Source organism: Neobacillus endophyticus, from assembly GCF_013248975.1.
In the GTDB taxonomy this organism is placed as follows: Bacteria; Bacillota; Bacilli; order Bacillales; family Cytobacillaceae; genus Neobacillus; species Neobacillus endophyticus.
The window spans coordinates 4291404-4305098 of record NZ_JABRWH010000001.1; the positions used below are offsets into that span (position 1 = coordinate 4291404).

The window sequence follows — 13695 nt, forward strand, 5'->3', positions numbered from 1 at the left end:
ATAATTCCCCCCCCCATTTTAATAACGTTGTCATATACTCTCTGCTAATTTGTGGAGCTGTTTTAGTGAAATGTTAAACCCTTTCTATTGCTATACGGGACGTAGTCCAACCAGCCTCAAATATGTTTCTCCTAGTACGGAGTGGAAAGGTCCACTATTAAAATGAAACATTGGAGGAGAATAGTGATCATCTATTTTGCAAATGGTAAAATTAAAAATAGAAACGTTACTATTTTGTCTAACTACATCACATTCGTTATATTGGAGGTGAAAAAATGGATCAACACCTACATCATGTAGAAGAACATTTTTCAGGATCTGACTTCATTAGGGATGTTGTCATTGGTATGTCAGACGGATTGACCGTCCCGTTTGCGTTAGCTGCTGGTTTATCCGGTGCTGTTGATACAACAACATTAATTCTCACTGCCGGAGGAGCTGAAATTGCAGCAGGGTCCATTGCAATGGGACTTGGCGGATATTTGGCAGGAAAAACAGATGCGGAACATTATAAGTCTGAACTTGCTCGTGAACAGCGGGAGGTGATAGAATTTCCAGATCGCGAAGAAGAAGAAGTCGCAGAGATTTTCAGAGAATATGGTCTTGAGGAAGACCAAATCAAATCGATTACTGAAACCATGAAAAAGGACCCTGAAAAATGGGTGGATTTTATGATGAAGTTTGAATTGGGTCTAGAAAAGCCGGAGCCGACAAGAGCGAGAAACAGCGCGATTACCATCGCTATTTCTTATATTGTCGGAGGATTAATCCCTTTGTCTCCATATTTTATCTTTCATAAACCTGCAACAGCATTAATGGTTTCTGTCATTGTCACACTTATTGCCTTACTGGCGTTTGGATATGTAAAAGGAAGGTTTACAGGCACGTCTCCGGTCAAGAGTGCTTTTCAAACGATGATTACTGGAGGACTTGCTGCAGCAGTTGCGTTTGGTCTTGCAAAATTTCTCACCTAGCACTGGAAATTTTCATAAGTGATAAAGGAAAAGATTCATTCACACATCCCCTGCCTAATGGTTGGGGTTCCCTTTTTTGTGGAGGAAAGGGATCATTGCTAGGACGATGCATTAACGGCAGTGCAATTTTTCCCCTATTCAAAAGAGGGTGCGACGGCCAAGAACCTTACAACTTGCGGAACAGGATAATTTGGCCCGTATGATAAGCATCATGGAGAATGAGGCTGTTCAGCCACTCGTCTAATGGATGATTAGTAATAAGATCTTGCAAAGTTTTAAATAAATGTTCAACAAATTATGAATCAATTTACTTTTGCTACGCCTAATGCAAAATGGCTCCAAAGTATATCCTCCACTAATTCAGCTTGTGATTCTTCACATTCAACAATTAAGATTACTTCAGAATGTTTTCCTTTTAAAATTCTTTTCTTTTTCTTTATAACTAATTCCATAAACAGCCGAATAGCAAATCCAAGAACAAATCCAACAAACGCACCTATCAGTCCACAATAAATTGGTCCCCAAGCTAATTTAAACCCAATGCTTGCTCCAATAACTGAAAATGCCGTGCCAATCCCCATGCCTATATCAATCAGGCTTGTTCCGTCTGAGCGATGAAGAGTATCAAAAAATTTAGGTTCTTCTGATCTATTATCCAGGGGAACAGCAAATATACTATCTTTTTTAATCCCCTTTTTTTCTAATGTTGAAATTGCCATTTCTAAAAATCCTGTGGCTTCAAATGTTGAAAATAACTGCACATCTCTCACTTCACTTTTTGTCCTTTTAGTATTTTGAAACTCTTCGATTGATAATTCCCGGTTAAATGATTCCTTAAATCTTTTTCAAATAGTTTGTTATTCTCAACTGTATTCATATAAGAATCATAAGCTGAAAACCCATAGTGTGAAGGGATAAAAAGAAGCCATTCTGGCTTTAAAACCGAGGTTGCTTCCTTTACTTTTCCTAAAAACAAAAGTACAACAGCTTCTTGAACATGAGAATAATAATAAAATACCACTAACCATATGATGACAAAGAATGCCGTTAAAATCCTATGTATATAAAGCTGCCCTAGCCCGGGGATAAACAACGACCACATTAGGGACAAAATTGGATTTCGTTTATCTAAGTAGTTAATCTCTAACGCTCCTAATGAAAATGAATTAAAACGATGTTCCTCTCGCTCGGTTAAAAGATAGATCTTATTCATATCTACAGTTGTCCGGTAACTGTCCCAAATACCGAAAAGGTAAACAGGGATATACATAAGAAGCCATCTTGTATCTAATACCTCTTTTGCCATGTCAATATTACCCTGAAAAGAATAAACCATGGAAGAATTAACATGTGCCTTTACATTTACAATCACTTCCCAAATAAATAATGCATATCCTCTTAGATATTTAGATAATAGCATATGCCCGAATCCAGGAAACGCAGCGGACCACCATGCGATAATATAAGGATTTCGCAAATGTAGTTGTGTGGTACCTAATATACTAACATGGGCTTTATATCGTCTGGCAGTATTATCATTTGAATAATTGTTCATCTAATCCACCTTCAGGAACGATTTATAATATCTTTCCAAATGTGGAATACATTTATTCCAGTCTTTATTATGCTAACCTCGTTTGTTATAAGTAATGGGAATGCTGCAGCAATCCTATTACTCAAGCCCCCTATAGTTCAAGTAGAAATCCTCACAATCATTTCTACACTTTAACAATATCCATTCAATTTAAACGTAAAGGTTTCAGAAACAGGACTGTTAAGAAAAGAAGTCTTCTTATAAGAGACAAGCGCCCCCTAATAGAACAACTTTTTAGGAAACCCATCTTTATCGATTGACAAAGGCTAAATTTATCATTATCATCAACTCAAACTGATCTACGGGGAGATAAAGATGAAAATTTATGTCGATGCAGATGCATGTCCGGTAAAAGATATCATTATCTCTGAAGGTACGAATGCTGAAATACCTGTTATTCTTGTTACTAGCTTCTCTCATTTTTCTAATGCGGAACAACCATCGGGTGTCGAAACCATTTATGTCGATTCTGGAGCAGATGCTGCGGATTATCGCATCATGAAGTTAGCAGAAAAAGGAGATATAATCGTTACGCAAGATTATGGTCTTGCTTCGCTGGGTTTAGCAAAAGGTTGTGTGGTCCTTCACCATAATGGGTCTAGCTATACAAATGAAAACATTGATCAATTATTACAATCACGTTATTTGAATGCAATGGCTCGAAAAAGTGGGAAGCGTACAAAAGGTCCAAAACCATTTACATCAGAAGATAGAGAGAAATTTAAAAAACTTTTTAAAAAAGTGATTTCACATTAAAGAAAGATCGTCCATTTTTATGAAAAACCTAGAAAAATGAATTGTGTCAAACATAAAACTAATATGCATGTTGCAAAATTGTTTTTCTCATTGTAAATAATTTGAAAAAAATTAGGCAATCCACAATATATATGCTACACTTGGTTTACCATTTGATTTACTGTTTGCAAGTACCCTACTCTTTACCTGAGTGGGGTTATTTGTTTACCTAAGAAAATAAAAAAAGACTCTAAAAAAGAGTCTGTCCATGTTTATCATTATAATTACGAACATTAGATTCTTGTCCACCACTTCTCAGTGATCATCAAGACGAATGTTTTTCTACTATTTATTATTCTTCATATATAGCATTTTTTTCAAGGAACCCCAAATTCTTTGACTATAGGACCCTCTAGTTTAACTACCTTGGAACATTAGAATTTTATATACTTTTCAATATCTTTGCTGGATTTCCTGCCACTACTGAATTAGCAGGTACATCTTTCGTAACAACAGAACCCGCAGCAATAATGGAATTATTACCAATGGTGATTCCGGGTAAGATCACACAACTGCCACCAATCCAAACATCATTTCCAATTGTGATTGGTATCGCATAACCACTCTTGTTTCTATCTTTAGGTTCAATTGAATGACCAGCCGTGTAAAGTCCAACATTAGGACCAATCATACAGTTGTCACCTATCCTTACTTCTGCCATATCTAATATCGTACAGTTAAAGCCAGCATAGAAGTTGTCACCAATGTGGATATTATATCCTAAGTCACAATGGAAATTATGCTCAATACTTGGATTTACTCCGACACTCCCGAATAATTCTCTTATAATTTCCGCTTTACTTTCTGAATCTTCGATTGGACAATTGTTAAACTCTTGACACAGTTTATGGGCAATTATATTTTTCAATCTTAGTTCATCCGTACCTCGTTTGTAGTAAATTTTCTTTTTATCCTCCATATCTAGTCTCCTTTCTTCAGTTATTTATAAAATACCACATTTTCTTCAGGGGTACCTGCCCTATATATTTATCCTTAACTTTTAAATTACCTGTTTTTAGCTGAATATGAAAAAGGGGCTGCCGAAGCAACCCGATTGTTCAATCATTGCTTGTGATGCAATTTTCAATCTTTAACAACTATGAGAACACGGCAATTTTACGTGCGATAGATTCTGTTAAACGAGATGCTACTTTGGGGACAGCCCATTTAATAATTGGTGTTAACACCGCACCCGATAATCCGCCAGCAAGGACTTCCACCCTACAAGTCATTGTTGTTTTACCATTAACTTCTTCTGAAATAAAGTTGCCGCTTCCTGTAAAATTATCTGATAACCCTTTTAGTTCAAACTTTATATTTGAAGGCTCATTCCATTCGGTAATATCTACTTGCGCTTGTATTGTTTTTTTAATACCTTTCACACTACCTTCAAATGTCCAAATAGATTGCTTGTCATTTATGATTTCATGTTTTTTATAGGCCGGTACTGTCGTTGCCCATTTTTCAAGATCACTGACATAATCCCAAACTGCTTGTACATCTACTGGAATTTCTACTGTATGTGTTCCCGTTGCCATTTTGATTCCCACTTTCATTACGTATGAATTATAAATTTATATTTCTACCAAAATATAATTATTACATAAATGACCTAAACTTACATCAAAAATTAAACATAACTTACCTTCTTCTAGTAATCTTATTATTTGAAGAATTTAAATTTACCATTCCAACACATTCAGGGCCGCTTGGATAAAAAGTCGAATGTTGATTGTTCAACTACGTCATTCGTTCATTAAGAAAAGGCTGCATAATATGCAGCCAACTCCATTACTTAATAGTTAAAGCATTTGGAAGAATAATTTCCAGCATCACTACTGACTTTGAAAAAACAAAGGCGCTAAATTGCGAACATGTTCGTGTGTATCTTCATCTGCTATCCATGCAAAAGCGGTGCAAAAAAGCAATCCTACGCTTCGTTATAGTTGTTAATCCTTATATAAGGGACGAATTCCACGAACACCATCAACAGCCACACATAGTTCCATGCCAAACAAGAAAAGGACACTCACAATATAGATCCAAAACGTTACCAGTGTTGTAAAAGCCAGTGTCCCATAAATCAATTCATAATTTCCTAAATGATGTGTATAAACAACAAACAACTGGCGTGCAATATAGACGCCTATTGTAACCACAGTCGCCCCTGTCAACAAAGCTTGCGTAGAGAGGGTTGCCGAAGGTAGAATCCTATAGCAGAGAAAACAGGTTAAAAACATAACGAACAAGAAGATCATCTGTGACATGGTATGCACAATGCGAATCCACTCAAAGCCATCCATATTTGCGATACTCGTGGCAATTTCGGGTGATACTGCCGATACAAGCGAAGACACAAGGATCAGTACAAGCAAAAATCCCAGCATCACGAATCCCATCACGTACTGCTTAATAAAGGACCGATGTTTACGCAATTCGCAGATGGTGTCGAGCGTCGTTTGTAAAGACAGGAAGCCACCAACAGACGCCAACAGCAGTCCACCTATGCCCATCACTCCTACCGCAGTGCGAAATTGTGTTAGATGATCGATGGTGGTCGTGACAAATGATTTGCCACTCGGCAAAGAAGGGATAAATGATTGAAACAGAGAGTCGAGGAACTGCTCAACAGCTGTCCCATCAATAAACAAAGACGCAAAAAAAATCAACAGCAACGTAAGAGGGATCGTCGAAGCAAATCCGAAATAGGCAATGATGGAACCCAAATACATAATATTATGATGTAAGCTACCCTGAATTAGAATTTTGAAAAACTTTTTTACCGTCTGCATCTGCGACAAACCTTCCCTAGTATTCTGTTTATATAGTTTGTGCGTACAGGTCCCAAACAATGCAGAGGGAAGTCAGGAAAAATGTGTAATTCGTAAAAGAAGGATAACCTTCCTAGATCGGTATCAACCCTGTGAATTTTACAAGCCATAGCAGTAGGAATATGCACTGGGTTGTTTTTTCCAAGCTTTTGAACTCACATAGTTATGCCACTTAGTTATTAAATAATGGAGAACTTTTATTCCATTTACCATAATCCGAGCACTCTCTTAATGTCCCATTAAGTAGAATTGGTCGAATGATCGTAGTTTTTTAAGGAAAAATTACCTGTTATTGATTATGGTATTTAACCCAACCTATTTATGGAGGTGAAAATAATGGATAATAGAAATCCTATTGAGTATACGGGGAAAGTCCTTGATAAAAGAAATGACCTGACTGGTCCTGATGATGAAGGAAAAAGACCATATCCAATAAGACCAAAACAAGTATCTATTCAGCAATCAAATAGGAAAAATGTGTAATAGACCGAAGAAAACTTTAAAATACTATGGTTAAAATCGTATTATTATGCTGCTTATGTGGCAGCTACTTTTTTCACTAAGCTGCCACGTTACATTATAGAGAAAAAAAGCATTACCGTTGTTCCAGTAATGCATCTGTAAATAAGAATAGAATGAAAATTTTTCCTTGAGTTAAATCAATAAGTATTCTCACAATCGCACACATATATATACAATAGTTATAATTAAAGCAGCTTTACTAAATTTGAATGATTACCTCCATATTTGAAAATCATCAATCATTTCTTTAAGTTGCAACATTCTTCTAGGTCTGTTGGATATTCAAGGTCACAAACCACCCAATAGATATTTACGCCTTTTCCCTAAATAAATCCACCATTTGCGCGAATTGTTTGTCCTGTCACCCACTGCGACTCTTCGCTCGCAAGAAAACGGACGACTGCTGCGATGTCCTCGGCCTCCCCAAGACGCCCGAACGCGTTCATGTTGGCAAGCCCTTGGATTTGTTCCTGCGTTTTACCAACCGTGAAAAGCTCGGTATTGACAGGGCCCGGCGCTACAGCATTAATCGTAATACCTTTCTTTCCAAGCTCCTTCGCCAATTGACGTGAAAACTGTTCCACCGCCCCTTTGGAGCCAGCGTACAAACTGTAGGCTGGGAACATCTGCCCCGCCACTGAAGTGGAGAAGTTGATGATGCGGCCGTTCGGACTTACATGCTTGGCCGCAAGTTGACATGAAAAATACGTTCCTTTCACATTAATCGAGAACAGCCTGTCATAGTCCTCTTCCGTGATCTCGACAATCGGTTTGGTAATAATGACCCCCGCGTTATTAACAACAATATCAAGCTTTCCAAAGGTCGTAATCGATTCTTTGTATAGTCTCTGCAGATCGCTCAAACGGCTGATATCGGCCTGGACCGCCACCGCTTCTCCACCGTCTTTTTTAATGGACTGTACGACCTCGTCGGCTTGCACCGCACTGCTCGCAAAATTTACGACCACCTTTGCGCCATGTTGTGCCAGATCTTCGGCTATTCTCCTGCCGATTCCTCGGGAAGCGCCAGTGATTAAAGCGACTTTTCCAGCAAGCTTCTTTTCCATTCCTGCCATCTCCTTTTACGGATTCTTAAAAATGATAATGGGATACGTTTATGCAAACGGGTAGTCCATCACTACGATCCCTTCCACCAATGGACCGATTCGCTGTAACAAATTCTGATGCAGAGGATGTTGGATATAATCCCTGCAAGCCTGCTGATTTTCAAAGGTTACCCGAATTCCTAATGTATAACCTTGTTTATGCTCCACTTCTTCCGATACGTTAATTCCGGCGCTAAGGTCTACAATACCCGGAATCGTCTCCTTGAATGTATGGACAAGCTTCACCGCTTCTTCTTGTTCATAGATTGTAACTTTAGACCCTAGTTTTAATATAACGATATGTTCATACATAATCGTATCCTCCTGCTTCTTGTTTGTGATGTTTATTTTGGTTCGAATGGCCATGAACAGGTTCAATCGCTGACCTCTGCCCCATTCCATTCTTGCTTTCATCCCGAAGGATGATATAATCCAGTGTATACGGACCCGACAAAGCTAGGAAGAGATCTGGTTATCGTAGGATTGGGAATCCTACTTTCATCATTCAATAGGAGGTATGATAATCATGTCGATTAAGCTGGATCGTTATGAGGAATTAGCCCGTTTTTTGCGCATCCGCCGGGAACGGATTTCCCCTAAGCAAGTGGGATTGCCGGAGTCCGGACGCAGACGCACGCCTGGACTTCGCCGCGGTGAGGTTGCCTTGTTGGCGGACGTTGGATTGGATTGGTATACCTATTTGGAACAAGGCCGCCATATCAACGTATCCACTGAGGTCCTTGAGCGTATAGCCGTTGCGCTTAGGCTAGATGAATCGGAACGCAAGCATCTGTTTTTTCTTGCACGCAAACAACTCCCTTTAGTAGAAACGAAGATATCTGGCCAGGTGAGCCAGGCGCTTCAAAGTTTTTTAGATAGCCAAAACACTTCCCCGGCGAATGTTATGGATGCACGCATGAACATCATTGCCTGGAATGAGGCCTACTGCGCATTGAACGGGGATCTCTCCATTTTATCGGACAAAGAGCGAAATTTTGTTTGGATGACCTTTACTTCTCCCCGTTTTCGCTACATCAAGGGCGACCAATGGGAACTGCATGCGCGCCGGATAGCTGCAAAATTCCATGCAGGCTATGCACGTCACGTCGACGACCCTTGGTGGTCTGAACAGTTCGAAGAGCTATGCAAAGCCAGTCCTGAATTCCAGGAATTTTGGGAGTCTCATGAGGTTCTCGACGCCATTGATGCCACAAAGTCACTTCGTTGTCCGAATCTCGGGATTTTAAATTTCGATCATGTATCGTTTCAGTATTTGGAGGATCCAAGCTTAACGGTTTCGATCCATGTTCCCCACAGGGATGGTACGGTGGAAAAAATGCAGCAGATGTTAAGCGATTATCATCTTGGGCATTCGAGACAATCTGTAACTTCAACTTGATTATTTTCCACAAGTTGAATAAACGGGCGACAAACAAAGAAACACTGTCCAAGTAACAGGTTTTGTTTTTGCATTAAAAAAGGGGGATTCAAATCGTATCTGATTTGAATCCCCCTTTTTTTGATATCTAGGTGTTTTTCTAATAAATATAGTAAGGTAAATCGTATATAAAAAAGTACTGTAGAAGAAGTTTCTTTACCAACAAAAATTAATTCCCGTATCTAGGATCACGAGGGTCCGTACTTAGTGTTGGGGGATATGGTTTAGCCCCCAATCTACTCTATAGACGGAAAAATTTCGCTTAATTAGTAATTATAAATAACAATGACTTAAATAGACGAGAGATTCCGCCTATTGACTTAAAAAATGCGAAAACGGGGGATTTTACTTAGTTTAATCGGAAAATCTCCCCTTATATACCCCCAAAACGAGCTCCGTCTGCAACTAACCGAAAAATCTCCGCTTATTTTTTTGATGTTTTTTTATGCGATAATTCATATGCGAATTGGACTACTAATTTTGTGTTATTAAATGTTTTATAGTCGAAAACAGAAATCGTTAACCTATTTTAAGTTACTCTTTTTCTCCTCATCCATTGGGTTGCTGCCCACTTTTCTCCCTTGATCACAGGTGCACCGCTATGTAAGGTTAACTCGTTTAATGTTTGATCTTGGTAGAAATATTCGAAGTATACCGCCATCCCCTTTTGCGGGCTTACGGACAAATTCAGTTTAGGAAATAATGTCTCTCCACCTTCCTCAACCTCATTTAAATACATGATGAGTGTACTGATCCTGGAATTGTTCACTGCCTTATTTTCCGATGAGAAATAATCAAAATGAGCTCTATATTCTTGACCTTTTTTATAATGAAGAACCTGGATGCCTTCTCCATGGTCAACAGGTATATTCATGATCTGGGAAATTCTTTTTTCGATTCTTGCAATTTCTTCATTTTCACCTTCTTGAAAAAACATACTGCTGCTTGTTCTGAGTTCATTTTCGATCCGAGTACTTCCGATTTTTGAACGCCGCAGCCGATCCATTGATAACCGAATAAGTGCATCACATTCTTTATCACTTAAAACATTTCCCAAAATGACGATTAATGGTTCTTCTACTTTGGCGATAATATTAATTTCGCGATCATCCGTTTTTATTTTATTTCCCATGTGTTGAAAAATCGTCTGTTCTTTCCACACTGATTCTTTAGGATTTAATGTCAATCACCATCACCCTCTAATCGTTAACTTTCTCCATTTTATTAATCTATTTCATAAAAAATACTAAAAATCACTTGAATAGTATTCGTTAAAATTCTTTATTTGGAATATCCCTTTTCCTCATTATTTTTTAATTATATAGATAGAATTGTTATACTAATGGCATCAACCTACAAAAGGAGATATTTTAGATGGATTTGCAGTTAATAGGTAAAAATGTATTAATTACCGGAGGTTCAAAGGGTATCGGAAAAGCGATTGCCAAGGTATTTGTTGAAGAAGGGGCAAATGTTACGATCACTGCCCGTCATCTTGATTATTTAAAACAGGCAAAAACAGATTTGGGTGGACAAATTTCTATTTATCAAGCCGACCTAACCATTTCAGCGGAACGAGAAAACTTGATTCATACGTTTATGGAGAAAAACGGAACGATGGATGTGCTCATCAATAATGCCGGTGGAAGCAATGGCGGCAAGGTGACCGAAACAGAAATGGATCTTTTTTATCAGGCAATGGAGTTGAATTATTTTTCTGCAGTTCATTTAAGTAAATTAGCGATAGAGCATATGAAAAAACAGCGTTCAGGATCGATCATTAATATTACCTCAATTTATGGAAGGGAAAGCGGCGGAAAAGTTACCTACAATAATGCTAAATCTGCACTCATCAGCTTTACGAAATCTCTGGCCGACGAAGTGATTTCTGATGGGATCAGGGTGAATAGCATTGCACCCGGCAGTATTTTGCACGAGACTGGTAATTGGCTGAGACGAATGAAGGAAAATCCAGAGGGAATCAATGAATTTATTAAAAAGGAAATCCCAGCTGGCCGCTTCGGAACTCCTGAAGAAATCGCAAATGTTGCCGCATTCTTGGCTTCTGATAAGGCTTCCTGGATTGTCGGGGCCAGCATAAACGTGGATGGCGGACAATCGAAGATGAATTTTTAATCTAGCTCTTAGATTGGAACAAAGCTACAAGATGTTTTTCAACGGAAAAAGTTCTTCTTGAAAGAAAAAGTGATAAGCATCTTGTGGATCCCTAATATTGACTATTGTTACTTATCGTCGTTTAGCTACTACATAATAGACCATTCTTAAGAAATTAGAGTTACTTGCTCAACCCTTTCACAACATCTCTCTTTTTTATAAAAATCATAATTCTCTAGAAATCGATTGATTGCACATCATTCGCAAACTAAAATAGTTCATTAAAAAGAAAACTAACAAAATCAAAGAAAATACAAATATCATCCACAACACTTGACTTGGGATATAGCGGTCCATTGCGTATCCAATAACAAATGGGAATACAGCTCCTCCCATTCCAGCAAATGCTGTGATCGCACTTGTAACCGTACGCTCCATTCCTGGAAAAGTATGATTAGCATAAACCATTGTGACGGAATAAACAGCTGACATGCCTAAACCCAATCCAAATACTGTAAGGTATGAAAGGCTCAATGAATTCATCTGAGTCAGCAGAAAAATAAAGACGAGGCCTAATACGATACTGCCAAATAAATACCGTTCGTAGCTGACGCGACGGACGATGATACTAATAGCAAGACGGCCGCAAAGCATAGCGATCCAAAATACGGATGTACTAAGCGAGGCAAAGTAAGGACTGCTATTTATTTTTTTCGAGAAAATGCTGGGAAGGAAACTATTGATACTTCCCTCTATCCCCACATAAATAAAAATAATCAAAAGAAACAACACAAGTATACTATATTTTGATATTGGTCCCTTGAAAATAGGCGCTGCAGCTGTACGCGCATCCATTGGTCCCTCTTCCTCTGAGGATTGTAAGGAGACGGACACAGTTTGCCACACAATGGCTAAAATAAGGGCAAATAAACCTACTAGCAATGGCGAAAAACGCCACCAATGAACAGCAATGAGAATACTAGCAATCGATGGCATTAGTAGTGCTCCAGCACCAAATGCTACTTCCAACCGGCTCATATAGATGGCTCGCCGCCCTTCAAATAGTTCCATCACATAGGAGGCAACAGCCGTCTCTAGAGACGATGCCCCGATTCCATTCAAAACAACAAGTAATCCCAGAAAATAAAAGTTAGGTAAAAATAAAATCCCTGTCTGAGCTACAGTAACCATAAGTCCAGCCACAGTAAGGATCAGTCGATAGTGATACTTTGTCATAAAGCTTGCAGTGAGAGGAACACCTACAATAAATCCAATGGATTGGAGAAGGATCAGAAGTCCTCCAGAGGTATAAGAAGTATGATAGTAAGCAAGTAACTCAGGCATTATTGCCCCAAAAAACACGCTCGTAATTCCACCTAAAAAATACATGCCATAAGATGCCCACAGAAAACGATTCAAACAAACCTCCCCTTTAACAATCGAGTTAATGGAATTTTACTTAATCTACGATCTTAAATCTTTGAATGGTCCTTGTTTAGCAAAATATTGATCTATTATTTCTAATACACCATTTTCATTATTAGAAGGTGCTAAATACTTTGCTTCATTTTTTACTTCGTCGCTCCCATTTTTCATCGCAAACCCATACTTTACATGCTTTAGCATTTCCATATCATTGCCCCCGTCGCCGAATGCCATCGTTTCTTCATCTTTTATATTCCATTTTTCTTGTAACAATTGGATACCAGATGCTTTATGAAAACCTGGAACAATCAAATCGATACTCCCATGTCCACTTGATACAGGTGTTACTAAATCTCCAATTCTACTATGAAGCAAATCCCTTAATTGCAGCGTTTCGTCATCTGGGCATGATAAGGCAAATTTTAAAATTTGATCATGAATACCATCGAAACTTGGTACCTTCTGTAATCGGTGATAATACTTTTTCATGGTTTCATAAAATTTATCCGTCACATTTTCTAGAACATAGGCACTTTCTTTTCCACATAACACCATTGAAAATTTTTGATGTGTTACCAATTCTTCTAAAACGAGTTTTACATTCTTTTTAGGAATATCAACAGAGAATAGTTCCTTCCCATGTTCCACAATAAAAGCGCCATTTTCAGAAACATAACTAAGTTCATCTTGGATATCACCGAAGAATGATTTTAGCTGATAATATTGATTCCCACTTGCAACAACAAATCGAATTCCCTGCTCTTTCATTTTTACATATTGTTTTAAAAAACGCTTACCATCATATTTCTTTTGATCATTAAGAAAAGTCCCATCCATATCTACTGCGATAAGTTTGATTGTCATGCCGGTTCCTCCTTCACTTTGTTTACAACAG

15 protein-coding genes are annotated in these 13695 nt (G+C 38.3%); 5 read left to right on the forward strand and 10 right to left on the reverse strand.

The window, feature by feature from the left end; genetic code table 11:
• Window positions 1–275 precede the first annotated feature (275 nt).
• Window positions 276–974: a VIT1/CCC1 transporter family protein gene (locus HPT25_RS21070; protein ID WP_173068842.1), complete on the forward strand. Its 699-nt coding sequence runs from the start codon at window positions 276–278 to the stop codon at window positions 972–974.
• Between the two features lie 302 nt (window positions 975–1276).
• Here the strand turns inward: HPT25_RS21070 and HPT25_RS21075 are convergent, their stop codons facing one another.
• Window positions 1277–1735, reverse strand: a complete 459-nt coding sequence (locus HPT25_RS21075; RefSeq protein WP_173071353.1) for a hypothetical protein — start codon at window positions 1733–1735, stop codon at window positions 1277–1279.
• Between the two features lie 5 nt (window positions 1736–1740).
• Window positions 1741–2529, reverse strand: a complete 789-nt coding sequence (locus HPT25_RS21080; protein WP_173068845.1) for a hypothetical protein — start codon at window positions 2527–2529, stop codon at window positions 1741–1743.
• A gap of 354 nt (window positions 2530–2883) precedes the next feature.
• Between HPT25_RS21080 and HPT25_RS21085 the strand changes: the two genes are divergently transcribed.
• Entirely contained in the window at window positions 2884–3324 is a 441-nt protein-coding gene (locus HPT25_RS21085; protein WP_173068848.1) for a YaiI/YqxD family protein, read from the forward strand.
• A 421-nt stretch (window positions 3325–3745) separates the two neighbouring features.
• Here the strand turns inward: HPT25_RS21085 and HPT25_RS21090 are convergent, their stop codons facing one another.
• From HPT25_RS21090 to HPT25_RS21100, 3 genes are all read right to left on the reverse strand, one after another.
• Window positions 3746–4282 carry a sugar O-acetyltransferase gene (locus tag HPT25_RS21090; RefSeq protein WP_173068851.1) on the reverse strand — a complete coding sequence of 179 codons (537 nt, stop codon included), beginning with the start codon at window positions 4280–4282 and terminating at the stop codon, window positions 3746–3748.
• 178 nt (window positions 4283–4460) lie between these two features.
• Window positions 4461–4919, reverse strand: coding sequence for an SRPBCC family protein (locus tag HPT25_RS21095; protein ID WP_246277251.1), 459 nt, complete (start codon window positions 4917–4919; stop codon window positions 4461–4463).
• Window positions 4920–5312: 393 nt separating this feature from the next.
• On the reverse strand, window positions 5313–6155 hold the full coding sequence (locus HPT25_RS21100) for a YihY/virulence factor BrkB family protein (protein WP_173068857.1): 843 nt from the start codon (window positions 6153–6155) through the stop codon (window positions 5313–5315).
• Window positions 6156–6530: 375 nt separating this feature from the next.
• On the opposite strand from HPT25_RS21100, the gene HPT25_RS21105 reads away from it, so the two are divergent.
• Complete coding sequence (locus HPT25_RS21105; RefSeq protein WP_173068860.1) at window positions 6531–6677, forward strand: hypothetical protein; 147 nt, start codon at window positions 6531–6533, stop codon at window positions 6675–6677.
• Between the two features lie 362 nt (window positions 6678–7039).
• Here the strand turns inward: HPT25_RS21105 and HPT25_RS21110 are convergent, their stop codons facing one another.
• A complete protein-coding gene (locus HPT25_RS21110) occupies window positions 7040–7783 on the reverse strand; it encodes an SDR family oxidoreductase (protein ID WP_173068863.1) in 744 nt (247 codons plus the stop codon).
• Window positions 7784–7831: 48 nt separating this feature from the next.
• Window positions 7832–8236 (reverse strand): Dabb family protein, encoded by a 405-nt coding sequence (locus HPT25_RS21115; protein WP_246277252.1) that lies wholly within the window; start codon window positions 8234–8236, stop codon window positions 7832–7834.
• 112 nt (window positions 8237–8348) lie between these two features.
• On the opposite strand from HPT25_RS21115, the gene HPT25_RS21120 reads away from it, so the two are divergent.
• Window positions 8349–9221, forward strand: a complete 873-nt coding sequence (locus HPT25_RS21120) for a helix-turn-helix transcriptional regulator (RefSeq protein ID WP_173068866.1) — start codon at window positions 8349–8351, stop codon at window positions 9219–9221.
• A 568-nt stretch (window positions 9222–9789) separates the two neighbouring features.
• Here HPT25_RS21120 and HPT25_RS21125 read toward each other — a convergent pair.
• The gene (locus HPT25_RS21125; protein WP_376767955.1) at window positions 9790–10446 is read right to left on the reverse strand and encodes a 2OG-Fe(II) oxygenase; all 657 of its coding nucleotides are present in this window, start codon (window positions 10444–10446) and stop codon (window positions 9790–9792) included.
• A gap of 188 nt (window positions 10447–10634) precedes the next feature.
• Here HPT25_RS21125 and HPT25_RS21130 point away from each other — a divergent pair, with 188 nt between their 5' ends.
• Entirely contained in the window at window positions 10635–11396 is a 762-nt protein-coding gene (locus HPT25_RS21130) for an SDR family NAD(P)-dependent oxidoreductase (RefSeq protein WP_173068869.1), read from the forward strand.
• Window positions 11397–11600: 204 nt separating this feature from the next.
• Here HPT25_RS21130 and HPT25_RS21135 read toward each other — a convergent pair whose 3' ends face one another.
• Both HPT25_RS21135 and HPT25_RS21140 read right to left on the reverse strand, forming a co-directional pair.
• A complete protein-coding gene (locus HPT25_RS21135) occupies window positions 11601–12794 on the reverse strand; it encodes an MFS transporter (RefSeq protein ID WP_173068872.1) in 1194 nt (397 codons plus the stop codon).
• A 45-nt stretch (window positions 12795–12839) separates the two neighbouring features.
• Window positions 12840–13664 carry a Cof-type HAD-IIB family hydrolase gene (locus HPT25_RS21140; protein ID WP_173068875.1) on the reverse strand — a complete coding sequence of 275 codons (825 nt, stop codon included), beginning with the start codon at window positions 13662–13664 and terminating at the stop codon, window positions 12840–12842.
• Between the last annotated feature and the right edge of the window lie 31 nt (window positions 13665–13695).